Origin of the sequence: Paenibacillus sp. GYB004 (assembly GCF_036577605.1) — a bacterium.
GTDB lineage: Bacteria > Bacillota > Bacilli > Paenibacillales > NBRC-103111 > Paenibacillus_AB > Paenibacillus_AB oceani.
Map to the genome: position 1 here is coordinate 180,852 of NZ_JARBDB010000030.1, position 20,439 is coordinate 201,290.

General features: G+C 55.6%; 23 protein-coding genes. 3 read left to right on the forward strand and 20 right to left on the reverse strand.

Annotated elements, in window-relative coordinates; genetic code table 11:
- Window positions 1-99: 99 nt before the first annotated feature.
- The 4 genes from dprA to PV433_RS12940 form a co-directional block, all read right to left on the reverse strand.
- The gene (gene dprA, locus PV433_RS12925; protein ID WP_332072516.1) at window positions 100-1,197 is read right to left on the reverse strand and encodes a DNA-processing protein DprA; all 1,098 of its coding nucleotides are present in this window, start codon (window positions 1,195-1,197) and stop codon (window positions 100-102) included.
- Window positions 1,198-1,344: 147 nt separating this feature from the next.
- Window positions 1,345-2,277 carry a succinate--CoA ligase subunit alpha gene (gene sucD / locus PV433_RS12930; protein ID WP_332072517.1) on the reverse strand — a complete coding sequence of 311 codons (933 nt, stop codon included), beginning with the start codon at window positions 2,275-2,277 and terminating at the stop codon, window positions 1,345-1,347.
- A gap of 21 nt (window positions 2,278-2,298) precedes the next feature.
- Entirely contained in the window at window positions 2,299-3,459 is a 1,161-nt protein-coding gene (sucC, locus tag PV433_RS12935) for an ADP-forming succinate--CoA ligase subunit beta (protein ID WP_190927887.1), read from the reverse strand.
- A 313-nt stretch (window positions 3,460-3,772) separates the two neighbouring features.
- Complete coding sequence (locus PV433_RS12940) at window positions 3,773-4,024, reverse strand: hypothetical protein (protein ID WP_332072519.1); 252 nt, start codon at window positions 4,022-4,024, stop codon at window positions 3,773-3,775.
- A 230-nt stretch (window positions 4,025-4,254) separates the two neighbouring features.
- Between PV433_RS12940 and PV433_RS12945 the strand changes: the two genes are divergently transcribed.
- Window positions 4,255-5,814, forward strand: a complete 1,560-nt coding sequence (locus PV433_RS12945; RefSeq protein WP_332072521.1) for a YifB family Mg chelatase-like AAA ATPase — start codon at window positions 4,255-4,257, stop codon at window positions 5,812-5,814.
- Window positions 5,815-5,967: 153 nt separating this feature from the next.
- Window positions 5,968-6,156 (forward strand): DUF2524 domain-containing protein, encoded by a 189-nt coding sequence (locus PV433_RS12950; RefSeq protein WP_332072522.1) that lies wholly within the window; start codon window positions 5,968-5,970, stop codon window positions 6,154-6,156.
- Between the two features lie 79 nt (window positions 6,157-6,235).
- On the opposite strand, the gene PV433_RS12955 is transcribed toward PV433_RS12950, so the two are convergent.
- The 14 genes from PV433_RS12955 to PV433_RS13020 all read right to left on the reverse strand — a co-directional run bounded on the left by PV433_RS12955 (window position 6,236) and on the right by PV433_RS13020 (window position 17,670).
- Entirely contained in the window at window positions 6,236-6,616 is a 381-nt protein-coding gene (locus PV433_RS12955) for a YraN family protein (protein WP_332072523.1), read from the reverse strand.
- The gene (locus PV433_RS12960) at window positions 6,613-6,924 is read right to left on the reverse strand and encodes an EscU/YscU/HrcU family type III secretion system export apparatus switch protein (protein WP_190927878.1); all 312 of its coding nucleotides are present in this window, start codon (window positions 6,922-6,924) and stop codon (window positions 6,613-6,615) included. Before PV433_RS12960 ends, PV433_RS12955 begins: the two co-directional genes overlap by 4 nt.
- Window positions 6,921-8,771, reverse strand: a complete 1,851-nt coding sequence (locus PV433_RS12965) for a hypothetical protein (RefSeq protein ID WP_332072524.1) — start codon at window positions 8,769-8,771, stop codon at window positions 6,921-6,923. The genes PV433_RS12960 and PV433_RS12965 overlap by 4 nt, the downstream gene beginning before the upstream one ends.
- A gap of 80 nt (window positions 8,772-8,851) precedes the next feature.
- Complete coding sequence (locus tag PV433_RS12970) at window positions 8,852-9,466, reverse strand: ribonuclease HII (RefSeq protein ID WP_332072525.1); 615 nt, start codon at window positions 9,464-9,466, stop codon at window positions 8,852-8,854.
- Window positions 9,467-9,638: 172 nt separating this feature from the next.
- On the reverse strand, window positions 9,639-10,538 hold the full coding sequence (gene ylqF, locus PV433_RS12975; RefSeq protein ID WP_332072526.1) for a ribosome biogenesis GTPase YlqF: 900 nt from the start codon (window positions 10,536-10,538) through the stop codon (window positions 9,639-9,641).
- Window positions 10,539-10,570: 32 nt separating this feature from the next.
- Window positions 10,571-11,260 (reverse strand): signal peptidase I, encoded by a 690-nt coding sequence (gene lepB, locus PV433_RS12980; protein WP_442951518.1) that lies wholly within the window; start codon window positions 11,258-11,260, stop codon window positions 10,571-10,573.
- 196 nt (window positions 11,261-11,456) lie between these two features.
- Window positions 11,457-11,795: a 50S ribosomal protein L19 gene (rplS, locus tag PV433_RS12985; protein ID WP_190927870.1), complete on the reverse strand. Its 339-nt coding sequence runs from the start codon at window positions 11,793-11,795 to the stop codon at window positions 11,457-11,459.
- 183 nt (window positions 11,796-11,978) lie between these two features.
- Entirely contained in the window at window positions 11,979-12,719 is a 741-nt protein-coding gene (trmD, locus tag PV433_RS12990) for a tRNA (guanosine(37)-N1)-methyltransferase TrmD (protein ID WP_332072527.1), read from the reverse strand.
- Window positions 12,719-13,243, reverse strand: coding sequence for a ribosome maturation factor RimM (gene rimM, locus PV433_RS12995; RefSeq protein ID WP_332072528.1), 525 nt, complete (start codon window positions 13,241-13,243; stop codon window positions 12,719-12,721). Before rimM ends, trmD begins: the two co-directional genes overlap by 1 nt.
- Window positions 13,244-13,456: 213 nt before the next feature.
- Window positions 13,457-13,687 carry a KH domain-containing protein gene (locus tag PV433_RS13000; RefSeq protein ID WP_332072529.1) on the reverse strand — a complete coding sequence of 77 codons (231 nt, stop codon included), beginning with the start codon at window positions 13,685-13,687 and terminating at the stop codon, window positions 13,457-13,459.
- A gap of 21 nt (window positions 13,688-13,708) precedes the next feature.
- Window positions 13,709-13,981, reverse strand: a complete 273-nt coding sequence (gene rpsP / locus PV433_RS13005) for a 30S ribosomal protein S16 (protein ID WP_190927862.1) — start codon at window positions 13,979-13,981, stop codon at window positions 13,709-13,711.
- Between the two features lie 33 nt (window positions 13,982-14,014).
- Entirely contained in the window at window positions 14,015-15,397 is a 1,383-nt protein-coding gene (ffh, locus tag PV433_RS13010) for a signal recognition particle protein (RefSeq protein WP_332072530.1), read from the reverse strand.
- A 50-nt stretch (window positions 15,398-15,447) separates the two neighbouring features.
- Entirely contained in the window at window positions 15,448-15,798 is a 351-nt protein-coding gene (locus tag PV433_RS13015) for a putative DNA-binding protein (RefSeq protein ID WP_332072531.1), read from the reverse strand.
- A gap of 111 nt (window positions 15,799-15,909) precedes the next feature.
- Entirely contained in the window at window positions 15,910-17,670 is a 1,761-nt protein-coding gene (locus PV433_RS13020; RefSeq protein ID WP_332072532.1) for a hypothetical protein, read from the reverse strand.
- Between the two features lie 138 nt (window positions 17,671-17,808).
- On the opposite strand from PV433_RS13020, the gene PV433_RS13025 reads away from it, so the two are divergent.
- Window positions 17,809-18,723, forward strand: a complete 915-nt coding sequence (locus PV433_RS13025; protein WP_332072533.1) for an AraC family transcriptional regulator — start codon at window positions 17,809-17,811, stop codon at window positions 18,721-18,723.
- A gap of 114 nt (window positions 18,724-18,837) precedes the next feature.
- Here PV433_RS13025 and csaA read toward each other — a convergent pair whose 3' ends face one another.
- Together csaA and ftsY are read right to left on the reverse strand one after the other, a co-directional pair.
- A complete protein-coding gene (gene csaA / locus PV433_RS13030) occupies window positions 18,838-19,188 on the reverse strand; it encodes a chaperone CsaA (RefSeq protein WP_332072534.1) in 351 nt (116 codons plus the stop codon).
- 230 nt (window positions 19,189-19,418) lie between these two features.
- Complete coding sequence (gene ftsY / locus PV433_RS13035; RefSeq protein ID WP_332072535.1) at window positions 19,419-20,411, reverse strand: signal recognition particle-docking protein FtsY; 993 nt, start codon at window positions 20,409-20,411, stop codon at window positions 19,419-19,421.
- Window positions 20,412-20,439 lie beyond the last annotated feature (28 nt).

A 20,439-nucleotide genomic window follows, 5' to 3' on the forward strand; every position in this document is an offset into this window, starting at 1 on the left:
AACTTCCGGTGCTCACGTAGTTTCCACTACGCTCCGCTCCTCATTTCCTTGCTTCATCCCATCTTCTCGGTGCTGAAAACCGGACTTTTTGAACTCGCACTATAAAGCGATGTAAGACGAGCCGGGTAAGGGCGTAATCCTTTTTATCAAAATTAAATTTAACAGAACTGAATGCAAATGTCCAAATTCGAATCCGGAAAGCTCCAACAATTCGTCGAACGTTACAGGAACGGCGGTCATCCAGCCGAGCAGTTTTCGCTCGTCTTCGCTTAAGGACGGACCGGGCTCGGGAGCCTCTTTGCTGCCTTCGGTCACCCGCCTCATCAGGTGCCGGTACTCCTCCAGAACATGGTCCGCGCTTGCGATCATCTTCGCCCCCTGGCGGATGAGCTCCAAAGCTCCCTCGCTTTTAGGCGACGAGATCGGTCCCGGAACCGCAAATACGTCTCTCGACTGCTCCAGCGCCATATCTGCCGTAATCAAAGATCCGCTTCGCGACGCCGCCTCCACCACGATCGTCCCGAGGCTTAATCCGGAGATGATCCGGTTTCGCTGCGGAAACAGACCCGGACGCAGCTGGGTGCCCAGCGGATATTCCGTCAACAAAACCCCTTTCTTCGTTACATCGTCATACAGGGAAGCGTTTTCAGGGGGATACACCGTATCCAGGCCGCACCCGAGCACAGCGGCCGTCCCTCCTTCTCCCGTCAAAGCTCCGCGATGTGCACAGCTGTCTATCCCGCGCGCCAGTCCGCTCACTACACATACGCCTGCGGCGGACAAATCTCGGGCCAGATCAAAGGCGGCCTTTCTCCCATACGCGGTAGGAGAACGTGTACCGACAATAGCAATCGCCGCCCGCTCGAGCACGCTCAGTTCTCCCTTGCAATAAAGCACCCACGGAGGCTGGGCGATTTCTCTCAGCAGTGCGGGATAATGCGGATCAAGGACCGTGACGATCGAAATGCGGCGGCTCGCGTATTCCCCGGCTCTTTTGTCGATCGAAGCTTCGTCGCGAAGGCGCGCATAAACGTTCTCGGCTGCAGTTGCCCTGAGCCCGGCCGCCTTCAACTCTTCCGGGTTCATGTGGCGCAATTCCGACCAGGCTCCGGATACGGCCGATTCCAGAAGCTTTATCGATTTCCAGCCAATTCCCTCTAACTCGTGCAATCCAAATAATACCTTACGATCGTTCATGAAGTAAAGCACCTCCTATTTTGTAGACCCGATGGGAACCGGGCATCCTTTGCGGATTTTTGTCGAAAAAACAAAAAAACCTTCCGTACCCGGAACCGGGATGCGGAAGGTTGCTTACCTTCATTAAATACATATTATTGTATATATTTATTTTTTAACGGTGCATTTCTCGAGCAGTCCTTTTTCCTCCAGAACGCTGACGAGCGTGGAGCCCATCTCGGAAGGCGTAGGAGCAACCTTGATGCCGCAAGCCTCAAGCGTCGATACTTTCTCTGCAGCTGTTCCTTTGCCGCCGGAGATGATCGCGCCGGCATGTCCCATCCGTTTTCCCGGAGGCGCCGTTTGGCCGCCGATAAAGCCAACGACAGGTTTCGTCATGTTCGCTTTAATCCATTCGGCCGCTTCTTCTTCCGCCGTACCGCCGATCTCGCCGATCATAATAACCGCATACGTATTCGGATCTTCGTTGAACAGTTTGAGGATGTCGATAAACTCGGAGCCTTTAACCGGGTCTCCGCCGATCCCTACAGCCGTCGATTGGCCGATGCCGCGGGTCGTCAGCTGATGAACCGCTTCGTATGTAAGCGTACCGCTGCGGGATACGACGCCCACATGACCTTTCAAATGGATGTAACCCGGCATGATGCCGATTTTGCACTCATCCGGAGTGATGACACCCGGGCAGTTTGGGCCGATCAGACGGGTTTTCTTGCCTTCCATATAACGGCTGACGCGAACCATGTCGAGTACAGGAATACCTTCGGTAATACAGATGGCCAAATCCATCTCCGCGTCGACCGCTTCCATAATCGAATCCGCAGCGAAAGCCGGAGGAACGAAAATGAGCGATACAGTTGCACCCGTCGCTTTTTTGGCTTCGATAGCCGTGTTGAATACAGGCAATTTGACGGTCGTGCCGTTCTCCAGCGAGAACTCGACTTCCGTACCGCCTTTGCCCGGCGTTACTCCGCCGACGAATTGCGAGCCGTACTCGAGTCCGCCTTGAGTGTGGAACTTCCCTTGCGAACCGGTGATGCCATGCGTAATGATTTTCGTATTTTTATCGATCAAAATGCTCATCGTTGTCCATCTCCTCTCGAATTACTTCACCAGCGAAACGATTTTTTGCGCGCCGTCCGCCATCGAGTCGGCCGCTACAATGTTCAGACCGGATTCATTCAGCTTCTTCTTGCCAAGCTCGACGTTCGTGCCTTCCAGACGCACGACAAGAGGACGATCCAAGCCGATTTGCTTAGCTGCCTCAATTACGCCGTCTGCGATCACGTCGCATTTCATGATGCCGCCGAAAATATTGACGAATATGCCTTTTACTTTCGGGTCGGACAAAATGATTTTGAACGCTTCGGTAACTTTCTCTGTCGTTGCGCCGCCGCCTACGTCGAGGAAGTTCGCCGGCTCGCCGCCGTAATATTTGATAATATCCATCGTCGACATGGCAAGACCCGCGCCGTTAACCATGCAACCGATGTTGCCGTCAAGCGCAATGTAGCTCAGGTCGAATTTGGATGCTTGGATTTCTTTCTCGTCTTCTTCGTCCAGGTCGCGAAGCTCCAAAATGTCTTTATGACGGAACAAAGCGTTGGAGTCGAAATTCAGCTTGGCGTCAAGCGCCATCACGTTGCCGTCGCCGGTTACGACGAGCGGGTTAATCTCCGCGATCGAGCAGTCCTTGTCCACAAATGCGGTATACAAAGCTGTCATGAACTGAACCGCTTTATTGACGAGCGGAGCCGGGATGTTGATCGCATAAGCCAGCTTGCGGGCTTGGAACGGCATCAAGCCGATGGCAGGATCGATCACTTCTTTGAAAATTTTCTCCGGAGTATGTGCGGCGACTTCCTCAATCTCGGTACCGCCTTCTTCGGAAGCCATCATGACGACACGGCCGGTAGCGCGGTCTACGACCACGCCCACATAGTACTCTTTCTTGATGTCGCAGCCCTCTTCGATGAGTAAACGCTTCACTTCTTTGCCTTCCGGCCCGGTTTGGTGCGTTACCAGTACTTTTCCGAGAATTTGCTCGGCATATGTACGCACTTCGTCGAGGTTTTTAGCCACTTTGACGCCGCCCGCTTTACCGCGGCCGCCTGCATGGATTTGAGCTTTGACGACGACCACCTGGGTGCCGAGAGCCTTTGCCGCTTCGACGGCTTCGTCGACGGTAAACGCCACTTTGCCCTGAGGAACCGCAACGCCATATTGTCTCAGGACTTCTTTGCCTTGATACTCATGGATATTCATTCTCGAATCCTCCTATCAACTGTCTTGGGTGAGTTTGTATGCAAAAAAAGGCAAATTGCCCTCTCCCGACCGAACGTAAAGCAACTCCGTCGATTCGGTGTACCCCAAAAAATGCCCTACTCATTGTATCACGTTTCATCGACACTTTCCTGAATTTTTTGTGAACAATGTATTTTTTTTTGATTAAGACGACAAAAAGACAGCCGGAACGTTAGGAGGCGTTCCATACGCTTAGACATGCAAATAGCGCAGCTCCCGAACTCGGAAAGCTCGCGCTATCGCTAAGGGGCCGGTCTGTACGCGGACCCGTCCTTCAATACGCCGGATTCGAAGCCATTCGGGGCTCGCGCTCCGCCTGCTTGACGAATCGCATCTCATTGCCGGCAAAGCCGCACACGAGACAACCGATTGTCGGCTCGGCATCCTCAACCGGAACGGGATCGGCCATGCTGTAGATTTCCCCGGTCACCGGCTCTTTCATAAACGATTGGGACGTTGTCGCATAAACCCGGAACTTCGTCCGGTTTGAACGGCAATTGGGACAAAAGTACGCTTTTTCTTCCATGTAGTCTCACCTCATTTCCGTTACATTCCAGTATCTCCAACGGATCGGATTTTAATAAAAATGTTGGGCCTGGAAGGAAAACGGCAACGCAGCGGCGAATAACTAATTATGAACAATCTGATTACATTTCGGTAATACGGACGATAAGGAAGCACCTTTTCCGGCAACCGACCCGCTTGGCCTATTATGCCCGGTGCGGGTTTTCATTCCGAGAAGAGGTGTTTTTTGTTATGTACGACAACCGATATGGCGCTTGCCTGCAAGGGATAGACGGTACGATCGTGGATGTGGAGATTGATATTAGCAACGGCTTGCCGTTTTTTCAAATCGTCGGACTTCCGGACAGTTCTGTGAGGGAGTCTGCGGAAAGAGTGCGATCGGCGATCAAAAACACGGGAGCCGCCTTTCCGATGGAACGGATTACGGTCAATCTGGCTCCGGCCGACGTCCGCAAGGAAGGAGCCTCGTTCGATTTGGCCATTGCCACAGGCATACTTGCGGCAAGCGGCCAGCTGTCGCTGCCGGGACTGGAGCGCTGCCTGACGATCGGCGAGCTGTCGCTCGACGGCCGGCTGCGGCCTGTGCACGGCGTGCTGCCGATGGTCGATGCAGCCAGACGCCGGGGACTCACGAACGTGCTGCTTCCGGCGGAGAATGCGGAGGAAGCCGCCCTGATCGAAGGCATGCGGATCGCCGGCATTCACAATTTGAAGGAACTGCTTCAATATAGTGGAAACGACCTATTTAAGAGCCTACCCGATTCACAGCACCCGCCAAAAGATCGATTGCAGCCGCAGTTTTCTGAAACATGGGCCGAAGATTTTGTCGACGTGTGCGGTCAACATCAGGCGAAACGCGCTCTGACGATCGCTGCGGCCGGGATGCATAATCTGATTTTCGTCGGACCGCCAGGCTCCGGAAAAACTATGCTGATCCGCAGACTGCCCTCCATCCTCCCCGTCTTGTCGGACGAGGAATCGCTTGAAGTTACGAAAATATATAGTGCTGCCGGCCAGTTAAAGGACCGTACGACGCTTATTCGGGCAAGACCTTTTCGCAATCCGCATCACACCGTGTCGATGGGCGGACTTGTCGGCGCAGGCAGCGTTCCGAAGCCGGGCGAAGTCAGCTTGGCCCATCGCGGCGTCCTGTTTCTGGACGAGCTGCCTGAATTTCCGCGGAATGTGCTGGAGGTGCTTCGCCAGCCGATCGAAGACCGGCGCGTGACGATCAGCCGGGCGAAAGCGGTATTTACGTTCCCAACCCATTTTATGCTGGCGGGTTCGATGAATCCATGCCCTTGCGGATTTTATGGCTTCTCCGGACCGGCCGCGGCCTGTTCGTGCAGTCTGCCTCAAGTTCAGCGTTACCGTTCCCGAATATCCGGCCCTCTGCTTGACCGGATCGATATTCATGTGGAGGTCCCGCGCATCGATTTCGATTCGATGAAGCGGACGGAGGGCAACGTCTCCTCGGAACAGATCCGCCAGTCGGTGGAAGGTGCGATGCTGCTCCAGGCGGAGCGTTATGCGGGCAAGGGTATCCGGTTTAACGGCGAGTTGTCCGGCCGCTTACTGCGCGAATACTGCCGGCTCCCCCCGGATGGAGACAAGCTGCTGGCCGAGTCGTTCGAAGCTTTAAGCTTAAGCGTACGGGCTCACGACCGTATTCTCAAAATAGCCAGAACGATCGCCGATCTGGACGGCAGCGGAGCGATCCGGACGGCGCACCTCGCCGAGGCGCTTCAATACCGCTGTCTCGACCGAAGTATGGAGGACAAATTCGGATGATTCGGGTGTAACGTGATTTCCGTTCGTCGCGCTTTTACGATTATCCGGGCCGACATCAATGCATAATAGTGTTGCACCGCCCATTACCGTGTGGGCCGGCATTTTTCTGCAAACGTGTCGGTCCACGGGCAATACGACACTAGGGAGGCTACTATGCTGGATCAATTGGAAAGCGACTATAACTGCTCGAACGCCGGCGAAGATTTGCACAACCTGCTGCAGGAAGCGGAGCAATTGCGCAGCCGCAGCGGAGCGTCTCAGGAAGATCGGGAGCAACTGAACCGAATCGAAAATCAGATCCGGTTTATCCGCAACAAATGCTCCATTCCCGGCGAAAGCTGACCGGATCGCGCCCTCATCATCACGAAAAAGCCGTCGTAGACCGGAACCGGTCTTGACGGCTTTCCCCTTACCTATTCCATTAAAAAGCGTACGGAATGTGATTGATTCGGAGCAGGTCACCGCCGGTCGTAAAAACGACCGCAATGACGTCAAACCGCGTCTTTCTATCAAAAGCCCGATTGCGGTACAAGTAAAAATTCGCCGTCTCCCGTACCTTGTTCCGTTTGCGGGCGTCGACTGACTCCTCCGCCGTTCCGAACGTGCCGGTATCTCTTCGAGAACGCACCTCAACGAATACGATAACTCCATCCGTCTCCGCGATCAGGTCAAGCTCCCCGCTCGGACAACGCCAATTCCGTTCCAGTATCCGGTACCCTCCCGCTTCCAGGTAAGCGGCTGCGGCGTCTTCCCCTTTGCGCCCCAGCGCACGTCTGCTGTCTGCCGTTCTTCCGCCGGTCATTTCGCTTCTTCCCTTCCCGCCTTGGCGCGCGAATCGGTCCGGTACACGAAGCTTAATATTTCGGCGACCAGCTGGTACAGCTCGGGAGGGATTTCCTGCTTCAGATCCAGCTTGGACAACACTTCGACGAGCGACGGATCTTCCTGCAGCGGGACGCCGTGCTCCTTCGCCTTCTCCATTATCGTCTCGGCGATGTGGCCCTTCCCTTTGGCTACGACGACCGGGGAGGTGTTCTCGCCGGGCATGTAGCGGAGTGCTACCGCTTTTTTGATGCTGCTGTTTCTATCCTTCTTATTGTTTCCGTTCATACTTTCACGTCCACACCTTTATACGGCTTTACGCGGAATCCGGATGCTGCCGCAGCTCTGTCGGGATTCAGGACGGCCATACCGGAGGAGCCGGAATCCGCCTGTGCGGGCTGTGGAAAAGGGCTGCACTTAAGCGCCATGAACTGGTATCCGTTCTGTCTTAGCCCATCTTCAATCTCATCGCGGTACTGCTGGAGCAGCGGTCCGAGAAACGGCATATCGTTATGCACCTGCAGATGCACTTTTTTATCGAACACCTGAACGTCGACAAGAGTCAAACCAAGCGTCTGCATGTTCAAGTCGAACAGCAGCCGGCAATTTTGCGCGTCGATTTCCCCCCGTTTTCCTTTTCTCGATTGGACGTGAATCGCAGCCGTCTGCTCGCTCCCTTCATGACGCACCGGCAGCAATAAAGTGACATGGCTGAATACCGACCCCCGGTCCGGCGAAAGCAGAAGCTGCTGCCCGGTAATTTGCTGCAAAGTCTGCTGCGCTTGCTCGCGCAGAGGCTCCGGAGCGGAGCTCGAACTGATCACCTGCAGCAGAACGCTTTTGAGGCTGTCAGCCGCCGTGTGACGGCCCGGATCGGATGGAACGGCTCTGGCCTCCGGTTCCTGCGCTGCAAGCCGCACAGAGGCCGGTTCGTGCGTCATAGGTGTTCCTCCCGGCTTCGGCTCCGACTTCTCGATCGCTTTGGCGAGCTGCTGCTCGTGATCCATGCCTACCGCCTTCAGAACGCGTGAGATCCAATTGTCGTCCGCTCTAACTGTCGGCCGGCCGGAGGAGGACGGATCGTGCTCTACGGATGGTTGGGGCGCAGCGGGAATAGCGGACGCGGCCGGATTCGCCGCTTTGGGGATAGCCGAATCCCGGCTTACAGCGGCTTCCGTCCCTGCTGCCGTCCCCGGCGTCCTACCTTCCCCGGCTTGTCCTGCACCATTTGCCCCAAGTGCAGCACCCCCGCTTCCCGGACTCGAAGCCGGCACCGCCGTATGGACAGCGCCCGCACTTTGCGACCCTGGAATCGGCTCGCGTGCGGGAGCATTTGCCATTCCCGGCGCCGGATTCGCCGCAGATGTCTGAGGTCTTGCCGGCACGTCCGGCGCGGCTTGTTCCGCCGGAAGCGCCGCCGGCATAGCCGACGCAGCTGCCGGCATACGTCCTGCCGCCTCGCGGACTTGGCCGATCGCCTGCTGCAGCTTGTCCAGAAGCGGCTTCAGCTCTGCGGCCGGACCACTTGCGGCGAGCGTGCGAGACGCTTCCGAAGCTCTCTCCTCGAGTCCGTCCAGCCTCTCCTGCAGCGCCGGACCGAACATCGCCTCCCGAAGGCCGGCTACCGTTTCCCGGGTTAGGGGCAAATTCCGGTCGTTTGCCACGACAGCCGCTTCCAGCCATTGATTGGCCGGGACCTGGGCAGGCGCCTGAGTCATGATTTTATGAAACGATTGCAGATTCGCTTTCGTGGGAGGCACATCCGCCTGCTGCAGCTGCTTCGCCAATTCTTTCAGCGCAGGCTGGTCTTTGGAAGGAAATCCTTTGACAAGCTCGGACAACGCTCCTTCATCAAGCGGCAGCGCCGACCCGTTTACCGGCTTCAGCACCAATTGGCTGCCGTTCGAATCGGACATCACCTGCAAGAACGTCACCAATCCCTGGCGCAGCGGAATTTCCAGCTTGGCCCTCATATGGACCCCGCCTATATTAACAATCGCATCCTGCTCGCCGAGCAGCTGCAGCACCATTCCTTTGACGATTTGGCCGACTTTCAGCTCCACCGATTTGGCATCCGCCGTCGGCTGCATCTCGCCGAGCAAATTCCGCATCATTTGACCGATTTGCATGCTCATATCGCCGACTCCTTTACCGTCATATCTGTTTGTTATGTATATCGGCTTGATACGGATTTATTGTTAATAGGCCTTATGAGTCAGAACAGCTCCAGTTGCTCGTTTAACAAACCTTTCAAAAACGTTTTTCGGTGCAGCGGGCAAGCCCCGTATTCGAGTATCGCTTCCCTGTGCGCTTTCGTAGCGTATCCTTTATGCGCCGCGATTCCGTATTCGGGGTATTCCATATCCCACTGAAGACAGAGACGGTCCCGGGTTACTTTGGCGATGATCGAAGCCGCCGCAATCGACTGGCTGAGCGCATCCCCGTGTATAACCGCGAGCTGTCGGATCGGACTGTCCACCTTCTCCGCATCGACCAGCAGGTAGTCCGGCACGACCGATTGGCTTAGCTGCTCCAGCGCCTTTTTCATAGCCAGCCTTGCCGCCTGCTTAATGTTGATCGAATCGACTACCGAAGCGCTCACGCAGCCGATTCCGATCCCGAGCGCCCGCTCCGTAATGATCGGGTACAGCTCCTCGCGTTTTTTCTCGCTTAACTTTTTCGAATCGTTAATTCCTTCAATTTCGCAGCCCTCCGGCAAAATCACCGCTGCGGCAACTACGTCGCCGAACAGACAGCCGCGTCCGACCTCGTCGATCCCCGCGACGAACCGGATGCCGCTTTGCCATAAATCGCGTTCATATTCCAGCACCTTGCGTTCCCCCATGATCGGTCGTTTGTATGTTCCATTGTACCGGGAATACGGACAAGTGGGAAGACCGCATCTGATCCCTCCCGCAAAAATTCCCCTAAACATTCGCTGGAAATCGCTCAGCCTAAATCCCCCGGTAACGACAAAAAAGCACCCTCGGGCGGCGTAACGTTCAGCCGTCAAGAGTGCTTGTCATATACTGCATCTGATTCGGGCTTTCCAGACTGATCCGGCCCAGCTTACCGCCTCGCAGATCCCGCAGGATGACCATCGACGCCTTCTCCAGGTTGATCGTACCCCCGCTTTGCAGGCAGCCCCGCTTGCGGCCGATCCGTTCCATCACGTCGACGAACGCATTCGGCTCCGACTGTCCGGACGGAAGCTCGTCCAGCTCGTACCGCTGCTGCAACTCGCCTGGATACCTGGCAATCAGAAACCGGATCGCATGATACGCCACATCTTCCACCTGCAAAATCTGATCGCTGATCGACCCGATCGCCGCCAGCTTGTAGCCGACCTGCTGATCCTCGAACTTCGGCCATAAGATACCCGGCGTATCGAGCAGTTCCAGTTCCCCGCCGGCCTTGATCCACTGCTGCCCCTTCGTCACTCCCGGCTTGTCTCCGGTCGCCGCAATATGCTTACCTGCCAGACGGTTGATCAAGGTCGACTTCCCTACGTTCGGGATACCGACGATCAGCGCCCGTACCGCACGCGGGTTCATTCCCTTGCTGAGCTGCTTTTCGATCTTATCCTTCAACGCATGCTTCGCCCGCTCCGGGATAGCCCGTACGCCCTCGCCCGATACACAGTCTATCGGCAGCGCCTCGATGCCGATGCCGGCAAAATATTGAACCCATTCCCGGGTAACGCTCGGATCAGCCAAATCCGCTTTGTTCAACAAAACGAGCCGAGGCTTGTTCATCAATATTTCATCGATCATCGGATTGCGGCTGGAGAGCGGAACCCGGGCGTCCAGCAGTTCGATCGCAAGATCAATCAACTTCAGCTTCTCCTGGATTTGCCGCTTCGCCCGCGTCATATGACCGGGAAACCATTGGATCGTCGCCATGCCGTCACCTCCCGACTGTCCGTTTCATTTCTCTAATGAATCCATTGCCAATCTTTCACCGGCCAAAAAACGATATCTGCCCGCCCGACGATATTGTCAAACGGCACAGGCCCGATCATCCGGCTATCCGTGCTGTCCGAGCGGTTGTCGCCCATGACGAAAACGGTCCCTTCCGGAACTTTGGATTCCGGCCAGTTCAGATCGTTATACGTTCTGCCCGATTGCTTCGCTTTCTCTATAACATCCCGCAAAAACGGCTCGTCCACCGCTTGTCCGTTAACAAAAACGGTATCGCCCTGCACTTTAACGGTTTCGCCCGGGAGCGCCACGACACGTTTGATGAAATCTTTATTGCCCGGAGCATGGAACACGATCACTTCGCCGCGTTTCGGCTCACGGAACTTGTACAGCAGCTTGTTAACGATAATTCGCTCGCCGGTATGAAAATTCGGTTTCATCGACGGACCGTCCACGATGTAAGAGCCGAACAGAAAGTAGCGGATCAAAAAGGCGAGCGCGAACGCAATCAGCAGCGCCTTGGTCCATTCCCACACTTCGTTTTTCGCTTTCGCGGCGGCGGTGCCGCCGGTCTGCGCCGCTGCTTGGAAGCCATTCCCATCCGTTTCACGTGCCGGCTCAGCTTGTCCATTCGCCGGCGGCGCATCGCTCCCGTTCAGGCCATCTTCCGCGCTTGCCGCTTCCGGAGCTGTGGAGCGCTCCATGTCTGAATCCGACTGCTTGCTCTCATCCGGCATATCGTTTGCATTCGCTGGAACCGGACGTTTCGCTTGATCGTTATCGCTCATAGCCTCCCCCTTCTGCTCCGGAATTACGCTTCCTTCCGCATGTTACTGAAGTCGTCCTATCTCTATCCGGGTAAACGAAAAGGGACTTGTTTGCGACAAGCCCCCATTCCGATTAACGAATTTCTTGAATTCTAGCTGCTTTACCGCGCAGTCCGCGCAAGTAGTAGAGCTTCGCGCGGCGAACTTTACCCCGGCGAGCCACCTCGATTTTCTCGAGCTTAGGCGAATGCAGCGGGAATGTTCTTTCCACGCCTACGCCATACGAAACTTTGCGAACGGTAAACGTTTCGCTGATTCCGCCGCCACGACGCTTGATCACAACACCTTCAAACAGCTGGATCCGTTCGCGCGAGCCCTCGATAACCTTAACATGCACTTTCAACGTGTCGCCTGGACGAAAGCTTGGTACTTGACGAAGCTGTTCTTGCGTAATTTCACGTAAAAGATTCATAGGTTGACTTCCTCCTTCCACTCAGATGTTCGTACTCGCTCCGAAAGCCCTATATGGCTGACATCATGGCGCGCAGAGGACCACCGAACTAAAAACTACAACAGGTGATATTTTACCATACCCGCCCTAATGAATGCAAGCAACTCTTCTAAAATATCAATTGAAAGCTCTAGCTTTCCCCCGCTACGACTCCGGCTCGCTCCGCTGCTTCTCCAGCCACGCCCGTTCCTTCGGCGTCAAGTCGGCATTCTCCAGCAAATCCGGCCGTCTCCTCAGCGTCCGGAGCAGCGACTGCTCGCGTCTCCAGCGGGCTATATTGTCGTGATGACCGGATAACAGCACGTCCGGCACCGGCCACTCCCGAAACTGAGCAGGCCGCGTATAATGCGGATACTCCAGCAGCCCCGTACTGAACGAATCAGTGACAGCGGACAGCTCGTTGCCGAGCACGCCGGGAAGCAGTCTGACGACGCTGTCGATCACAACCATCGCCGGCAGCTCGCCGCCGGTCAGCACGTAGTCGCCGATCGAGAGTTCGTCTGTGATCAAGTGCTCGCGAATCCGCTCGTCGTACCCCTCGTAGTGTCCGCAAACGAACACGAGATGGCTTTCCCGCGACAATTCCTCCGCTTTGCGCTGTGTAAACGTTTCGCCCTGCGGGCACATGAGAATAACCCGCGGACGCTCGCCTCCGGGCGGCGCCAGCTCTTCAACGGCGCTGAAGATCGGTTCCGGCTTCAGCACCATGCCGCCCCCGCCGCCGAACGGGTAGTCGTCCACCGTATTGTGCTTGTTGTTCGCATAATCGCGAAAATTAACCGTTTGCAGCGAAACGATCCCTTTATCCCGCGCTTTGCCCAATATACTCGAACCGAAGACGCCTTCAAACATACTCGGAAAAAGAGTCAGCACCTCAATCCGCATCAGTCGATCAAACCTTCCATCAGATGAACCCGAATCCGCTTCGCTTCCACATCCACGTCGAGAATGACGTCGTCAATGACCGGCAGCAATACCTGCTTGCCTTTGGGACGTTCTACGACCCACACGTGGTTCGCTCCGGGCGCCAGTATTTCGCTTACCGTTCCAAGCTCTTCCCCGTCATCCGTAATGACAGTGCAGCCGATAATCTCATGATAATAATATTCGCCTTCGTCCAAGGGCTTCCGCTCTTCCTCGGCCACTTTCAGCTCCCAGCCTTTGTAAGGCAGCACTTCGTTAATGTTAACGTGCCCTTTCAGCTTGACGATATACACGTTTTTGTTGAGACGGGCCGACTCCACCTGAACGGCCATACGATCCGCTTCGTTCTGCGGGTTTACCACGATCAGCCGGCTGCCCTTGGCAAACCGTTCTTCGGGAAAGTCCGTTTGCGGCACAACTTTAAGCTCTCCGCGAACGCCGTGCGTATTGACCACTTTACCGACACTGTACAGTTTTCCGCTCATGCATGTCCCTCCATGTAACCGGTATTCATTTGTATATTCCGAGCTTTCGAAGCAGGGCAGGACAGCGGACTGCCGCCCTCCGGATTTGGAAAAAGGGCTAGGCGCGAGCGGCCTAACCCTTCCTGCCTGCAGCTTGCGCTCCCGTTCCAACCGTTATACTTGCCGCATAGCGGCTGGAACGGAAGGCAAACGGAAGCGAGTCCGCTTCAAACGTCAGGAGACGATTTCCACGGACACGCGTTTGTTTTGTTTCACGGCCGCCGATGTGACGACAGTGTGCAAAGCTTTGGCGATACGCCCCTGCTTGCCGATCACCTTGCCCATATCGGACGGATGAACGGACAGCCGGTACACGATCTCGTCTTTCTCCTCGGCTTCGTTCACGACGACATCTTCCGGATGATCAACCAACGCCTTGGCGATAACGGTGATCAAATCTCTCATAGCAACCTCCAAATCAACAGATTACTTCTGTTGTCTGATTTGGTGAAACTTCGTCATGATTCCGGCTTTGCTGAACAAGTTGCGAACCGTGTCGGACGCTTGCGCGCCGTCTTGCAGCCATTTCAACGCTTTTTCCTCGTCGATAGTAACTGCAGCCGGTTTCGTCAACGGATTGTACGTACCGATTTCTTCGATGAATCGGCCGTCACGCGGGGAACGGGAATCCGATACAACCACGCGGTAAAAAGGAGCTTTATGAGCGCCCATACGTTTCAAACGAATGCGAACTGCCATTTGATTTCACCTCCCTTGCAGAATAGACTCCGGTTAGCCGAACGGAAACTTGAAGCCTCCGCCGCCCTTGCCGAGTTTGTTTTTTAAGTTTTTCATGCCTTTCGGACCGCCGGGTCCCATCATCGACGAGAACTGCTTCATCATTTTGCGCATATCGTCGAACTGCTTGATGAGACGGTTGACGTCCTGAATCGAGGTGCCGCTGCCTGCCGCAATCCGCTTGCGTCGGCTCGCGTTCAGCAGCTCCGGCTTGCGTTTCTCTTCGGTAGTCATCGACTTGACGATGGCGACGACGCGCCCCATCTGCTTGTCGTCGACCTTCATATCTTTCATGCCCTTCATCTTGTTCGCTCCGGGCAGCATATCGAGCAGTTGGTCAAGCGGTCCGAGCTTCTTCACCTGCTCCATCTGTTCCAGAAAATCTTCGAACGTGAACTCGGCATTGCGCATCTTGCGTTCCATCTCGGCCGCTTTGTCCGCGTCGATGTTGGCCTGCGCCTTCTCGATCAGCGACAGCATGTCGCCCATGCCGAGAATCCGCGACGCCATCCGCTCCGGATGGAACGGCTCAAGCGAATCCAACTTCTCCCCGAGCGAAGCGAACTTGATCGGCCGTCCGGTAACGGCCTTGACCGACAAGGCGGCTCCGCCTCTCGTATCCCCGTCCAGCTTCGACAGAACGACGCCGGTCAGCTCCAGCTGGGCATGGAAGCTCTCGGCGACATTAACCGCTTCTTGACCTGTCATCGCGTCGACGACCAGCAGCGTCTCGTCCGGCTGCACCGACTCGACGATCATCTTCAGCTCGTTCATCAGTTGGTCGTCGATATGCAGCCGTCCGGCCGTATCGATGATCAGGTAGTCGTTTCCGTTATCCTTCGCGTGCTGCAAAGCGCCCTTGGCGATGTCGACCGGGCTTGTCTGATCCCCGAGCGTAAACACCGGCACTTTGATCTGCTCGCCGAGCACCTGAAGCTGCTTGATCGCCGCAGGACGATAAATATCGGCAGCGGCAAGCAGCGGGCGATGGTTCTGCTTCTGCAGCAGCTTGGCCAGCTTACTTGAAGCCGTCGTCTTACCCGCGCCCTGCAAGCCTACCATCAAGATGACCGTCGGCGGCTTGTTCGCCTTCGCCAGCTTGCTTTGGGTGCCCCCCATAAGCTCGGTCAGCTCTTTGTTTACGATATCGATGACGACCATGCCCGGAGTAAAGCTCTTCAGCACTTCCTGGCCGATCGCCTTCTCCTTCACTTTGGCGATAAACTCTTTGACGACTTTGAAGTTGACGTCGGCCTCAAGCAGAGCAAGCCGCACCTCGCGCAGCGCTTCGTTCACGTCATCTTCGGTCAGTTTTCCTTTGCCCCGCAGCTTGGTCAGCACGTTTTGCAAACGGCCGGTCAATCCTTCGAATGCCATGGTCATCCCCCCGCTTCATCCGTGGAGTTGTAAAATCAGTGTTGCATCGTTCAATCTATATTGTACAGCTTTCGCACCAGCTCTTTCAATTCGCCCGGAAGGGCGGACGTTTCGCCGGCGAACAGCGTTTCGATCCGCTCTGCGACCTGGCGGCGCTCCTCGTGCTTGCGGAGCAGGCCCAGCTTCGCCTCGTAATCCTCCAGCGCCTGTTCTGCGCGCTTGATATGTTCGTATACCGCTTGGCGGCTTATCTCATATTCCTCGGCTATTTCGCCGAGCGAATAATCGTCGTGAAAGTACAGACCGAGAAACGTGCTCTGCTTGCCCGTCAACAAAGGGCCGTATATGTCAAACAGCATGTTGATCCGGTTCGTCTTGCTGAGCGCCTCTTCGCTTGTCACCTGCGTCACTCCCTCTGTTAAGGAAAACACCTTTACAGCGACAAAACTAATCATAGCGGGTAGGCGATGCGTTGTCAAGCATTTTACCTTGTCAGAAAAAAAACAACCCGGTCATTCGACCGGGGCAAACACTTTATTCAGAAACGGATTCGCCGTAAATTGATCGGCTTGGTAAATGAAGATGCCGTCCACGCCAAGATTCGTGTAATGATCGATATACCGCAATAGATCTTGAGGGGAGTGAGCCATACACAAACTGCCCGCCCTCGGGTCGGAAGCTACGGATCGTTTCCACCCGTCGATGCAGCCGTACACCTTGGCGGCCGTCCCTTTGCACATCGCTACGAAATGCTCCACCGGCGGGAACGGCTCGCTGGTTGCCGAATTGGAAGGTACGATCCCGTCTACGTATCCGTGTTCCACGCTGATTTGCATCGCTCTGAAATAATGAGCCTGATCGGCCGGAATCCGTACCTTCAGCTCAAGCGGCCGGCCCGTATCCGCCGACTTGCGGTTCAATCGCTCTTTCGTTTGCCGCAATATGTACACGATCGATTCCGCGGTCTGATTGCCGAAGCTCCTCATATAGTCCAGGAATAAACCGTCTATATCGTAATTGTCGACCAGCTCGAACAGGATGCGCAGCGCGTACTCGCGCACTTCTTCTTTGCCGTAATCGAACTCCCCGCCGGACAGCAGTCCCGGATTGCTTTGGGAAAATCGTTCCGATACGGCGGGAAGCCACAGGTAAGGCCGGTTCATTCCGACATTGGCGGTCAGCCGTACTCCTCTGCCCTTTGCATAAACAACGGTTTCCGACAAAATATCGCAGTTGTTCGCCAGCTTGACCGGGTCGTCGATAATCGTATTTTCATCCGTTCGGGCGGGAGTGTCCAGCCTTTGCAAAAAGCGGCTGTGGTGCAGCGACTTCATCCCGATCCGGACGGTTTGGCAGGTGATTTCCCGCGGCTGTAACCGCAGAAACTCCTCCAGCATCACTCCGTTCATCGTCGCGCCGTCATGGAACCCATGGAGAGAATAGCTGTACGGTTCATAATACAGAACAAGCTCCGGAACAGCTCTCCTGTCTGAAATAACGTCCGTTCTCAGCGATTCGGTTACGGGGACAAGCTTCACATACCCGATCTTCCCCGCCTGGTGATGCTCCACGAGCGTCTCTTTCAGTTTGGCTAATTCGAGAACACTTCCGTCCAGCTTATGCCGCTTCCAGTATAATTCTTTATTCGCTTTGCCGTTAAAGCTGCTTTCCAATAAGTCCATACTGTTGCCCGAGGTGACGATTCGGGAAAACGGCTCGGCATCAACCCGTACCAGCTGTCTCAAGCCTCCTGCCGGCAGGCCGAAATAAATATCGTACTCTCCGGAAGCGGGTAAAGTCATCGTCGCATACGGTGAAAACTCGTTGCGCAGCACGCCGAACGACCGCCCCTCGCCCCCGTCTGCAGCCGAAACGTCCGTTCCTTCAGCCGGATACACCCAATCTCTGCAGTATACGACTCCCCGGTCCGACAATTCGACGGATTCGGAATATTCGTGAATACCGTCTATCGCGACGACGATCAGTCGGACGGACACCGCGCCGCAGTATGTGCCCAGGTTCAAATAACTGTTCCAGTAAAACCTCGGCTCGGCTTGGCCGCTTAACCGGACGATCCCCTTGGATACAGCCTGGCTCCATAAGTACCCGTTTCCGTTCAGTACCGTTTCCGTATCCAAGCCGGGGTATAGGCTGGCCGCTTTCCAGTTTAAACCGTCCACACTGATCCGCATCTCGCACGAGATCAGTCCTTCTACGCCGCCCAGCTTAAGTTCCACCAAGTTATCGTTTCGTTGCACGATCGAACGAATCATGTATACCTCTCCCCTTCTGATCATTTCATAAGGCTGTTGCCGCGGAAAACGGATATTTACGCCCCATGCTCCGTCCGTTATGATAAAGTCAACGAACTTCAAGCCCCCCCCCCATAAACCGAGCTGGAGTTGAATCAGGTGCAGGAGCCAAGCCGTCATGAGCCGTGCGAGCCCGTCAAAATTACTGTGGAAGCCGGAACCGTGCTCTTCGAGGTCGGTCTGGACATCGGCTTTTTTCGCCCGGACGACTACGACTGGGACCAGCAGTTAAGCCATAATCATGCCGACTTCGAGATCCATCTCGTCCAGTTGGGCAGGTGCGTCATGCTCATCGAAGACCAGCAGCACGAGCTGCCGGAAGGTACGTACTGCGTCATTCCGCCCGGAACGTATCACTCCCAGTTGTCCAACAAGCACGATCAGGTGCGCAAAATATGTTTGCGCTTCCACTATAGAGCAGCTGCTGATCGCAATAGCCAAGCCCGCAATCCGGAAACGGAAACGTTCCTGCAGGTGCTGGACGGGATGACCTTCTACAAACAGACGGATTCGTCCGGAACCCTGCAATCGCTTATGACCGCTATAAAACGGGAGCTGCTGGAGAAGCCGGTCGGCTACAGAGCGAAAACGATAAGTTTGCTCGCCCAGCTGCTGATCGATCTGATCCGCACCGCTCCGCATGCTCCTGCCGAGGAGTACAGACAGGCTGTACCTTTGAACCCGGATGATAACCGGACCGGGCTGATCGATGCTTACTTCGCCACGCACTATAACGAGGCGGTCAAGGAGGAAGAGCTAGCGCGCCGGCTGAATGTGAGCACCCGTCAGTTGCACCGCATCTTAAATGAGCTGTACCGCACGTCCTTTCGCCGAAAGCTGCTGGAGACCCGGATGAAAATTGCCATGGAGCTGCTCACAAACACGGACCGGCCTGTCCATGATATCGCGGCTGCGGTCGGCTATCAGTCGCCGGGAAACTTCCATGCCGCGTTTAGACAATATGTCGGCCTTACTCCAACCGCTTACCGCAACCAACAAAACCCAAAGGATTAGGCTCCTTTGGGTTTCATTATAAAAACGAGTTTGCGGCGCGACAATACGCCGGTCAGACGTCTTTTCCGAATTCGTGTCTGAACGTCACATACCGGCGTTTCCCGCTGGCGCTGCTTAAGCGACTGGAGTCCCGTTAGCAATGGGCTCGTCCGGACGGAGCAGGACAACATCCCCCTCGCCGGGTACGCCGCCAAGAACAAGCACTTCCGATATGAAGCCGGCGATCCGCTTGGGCGGGAAGTTCACAATTGCCGTCACTTGCCTTCCTACAAGCGTTTGCGGCTCGTATCTGGTAGTAATTTGCGCGCTAGTCCGCTTTATGCCGAGCGGTCCGAAGTCAATCGTCAGCTTGATCGCCGGCTTGCGGGCTTCGGGAAAAGGCTCGGCCGAAACGACCGTCCCGACCCGGATGTCGAGCTGCGCAAATTGTTCGTAGTTTGCAGACGTTGTTGATTTCGTTTCCATGCTTACATCCCCTTAGCTGTGAAAAGTGTGCGTATACCGTTTATCTTCCCCTTAACTGCCGCTGCAGTCAATGGATAGATCCGTTACAACGGTTTTGTCCTTTGTCGTGACTATCCGCCGAGGTTCTGCCGAAAACGACAAAAAGGCCCTGCCGGAAGGATAAGACGACCGTCTTTTCCCGTCCAGGCAAGGGACCTTAAGGAGCAATACCTGTTTCGTTGTTAAATCGACTACGCCTCGTTAGCCGTTTCTTTCTGGATTAAACCGGCAAATAACGCATGAACGAACTGCTCGGAATCGAATTGCTCCAGATCATCGATCTTCTCGCCGAGTCCGACCAGCTTGACCGGAATGTTCAGCTCGTGACGGATCGCGATGACGATCCCGCCCTTGGCCGTGCCGTCCAGCTTGGAGAGCACGAGACCGGTGACGCCCGTTTTCTCGCCGAACATTTTCGCTTGCGACAACGCATTTTGTCCTGTCGTCGCGTCGATGACGAGTAAAGTCTCGTGCGGCGCGTCCGGGATTTCCCGGCGGATCACCCGGTATATTTTGTTCAGCTCATCCATCAGGTTCGACTTGTTCTGCAGACGGCCCGCCGTATCGCACAGCAAGACGTCGACGCCCCGCGTTTTCGCCGCCTGGATCGCATCGAACATCACCGCTGCCGGATCGGAGCCTTCGGAATGCTTGATGACATCGACGCCGGCACGCTGGCCCCATACTTCCAGCTGGTCGATCGCCGCCGCCCGGAACGTGTCTCCTGCCGCAAGCAGCACTTTTTTCCCTTCCGACTTGAAGCGGTGGGCCAGCTTGCCGATCGTCGTCGTTTTGCCGACGCCATTGACGCCTACGAACAAGATAACGGTCATTCCCCTTGCCGCCATGTTCAAGCTGCTGTCTTCGGCCCCCTGCATCATGCCGACGAGCTTCTCCGACAATACCGGCTGCAAATCCGCCGGATTTTCCAGCTTACGCTTGCGCACTTCGCCACGAAGCTCCTCGATCAGCTCCATTACCGTGTTGACGCCGACGTCGGCCGAGATCAGGATTTCCTCAAGCTCCTCGTAAAATTCCTCGTCGATTTTTTTCCGCCGGAGAACGAGCTCCTCCACCTTTTCGACGAAAGCGGAGCGGGTTTTGCTCAGCCCTTCCTTGAACTTGTTCGTAACCGTCTCCGCCTTCGAGGCGATGCTGTCGCGCAGCTTCTTAAAAAAACTCATCGTTTCCCAACCGTCCCTTATCAATATC

Bases quoted from the DNA above. Each gene is read 5' to 3' on its own strand.
- PV433_RS12950 (WP_332072522.1), top strand. From the start codon at position 5,968: ATGCTGGATCAATTGGAAAGCGACTATAACTGCTCGAACGCCGGCGAA.
- ffh (WP_332072530.1), bottom strand. From the start codon at position 15,397: ATGGCATTCGAAGGATTGACCGGCCGTTTGCAAAACGTGCTGACCAAG.
- PV433_RS12940 (WP_332072519.1), bottom strand. From the start codon at position 4,024: ATGGAAGAAAAAGCGTACTTTTGTCCCAATTGCCGTTCAAACCGGACG.
- ylqF (WP_332072526.1), bottom strand. From the start codon at position 10,538: ATGGCGACGATCCAATGGTTTCCCGGTCATATGACGCGGGCGAAGCGG.
- PV433_RS12965 (WP_332072524.1), bottom strand. From the start codon at position 8,771: ATGAGCATGCAAATCGGTCAAATGATGCGGAATTTGCTCGGCGAGATG.
- rplS (WP_190927870.1), bottom strand. From the start codon at position 11,795: ATGAATCTTTTACGTGAAATTACGCAAGAACAGCTTCGTCAAGTACCA.
- PV433_RS13000 (WP_332072529.1), bottom strand. From the start codon at position 13,687: ATGAGAGATTTGATCACCGTTATCGCCAAGGCGTTGGTTGATCATCCG.
- sucC (WP_190927887.1), bottom strand. From the start codon at position 3,459: ATGAATATCCATGAGTATCAAGGCAAAGAAGTCCTGAGACAATATGGC.
- PV433_RS12945 (WP_332072521.1), top strand. From the start codon at position 4,255: ATGTACGACAACCGATATGGCGCTTGCCTGCAAGGGATAGACGGTACG.
- PV433_RS12955 (WP_332072523.1), bottom strand. From the start codon at position 6,616: ATGACCGGCGGAAGAACGGCAGACAGCAGACGTGCGCTGGGGCGCAAA.
- lepB (WP_442951518.1), bottom strand. From the start codon at position 11,260: ATGGAGCGCTCCACAGCTCCGGAAGCGGCAAGCGCGGAAGATGGCCTG.
- csaA (WP_332072534.1), bottom strand. From the start codon at position 19,188: ATGGAAACGAAATCAACAACGTCTGCAAACTACGAACAATTTGCGCAG.
- PV433_RS13020 (WP_332072532.1), bottom strand. From the start codon at position 17,670: ATGATTCGTTCGATCGTGCAACGAAACGATAACTTGGTGGAACTTAAG.
- rpsP (WP_190927862.1), bottom strand. From the start codon at position 13,981: ATGGCAGTTCGCATTCGTTTGAAACGTATGGGCGCTCATAAAGCTCCT.
- trmD (WP_332072527.1), bottom strand. From the start codon at position 12,719: ATGCGGATTGAGGTGCTGACTCTTTTTCCGAGTATGTTTGAAGGCGTC.
- ftsY (WP_332072535.1), bottom strand. From the start codon at position 20,411: ATGAGTTTTTTTAAGAAGCTGCGCGACAGCATCGCCTCGAAGGCGGAG.
- rimM (WP_332072528.1), bottom strand. From the start codon at position 13,243: ATGAGCGGAAAACTGTACAGTGTCGGTAAAGTGGTCAATACGCACGGC.
- sucD (WP_332072517.1), bottom strand. From the start codon at position 2,277: ATGAGCATTTTGATCGATAAAAATACGAAAATCATTACGCATGGCATC.
- dprA (WP_332072516.1), bottom strand. From the start codon at position 1,197: ATGAACGATCGTAAGGTATTATTTGGATTGCACGAGTTAGAGGGAATT.
- PV433_RS12960 (WP_190927878.1), bottom strand. From the start codon at position 6,924: ATGAACGGAAACAATAAGAAGGATAGAAACAGCAGCATCAAAAAAGCG.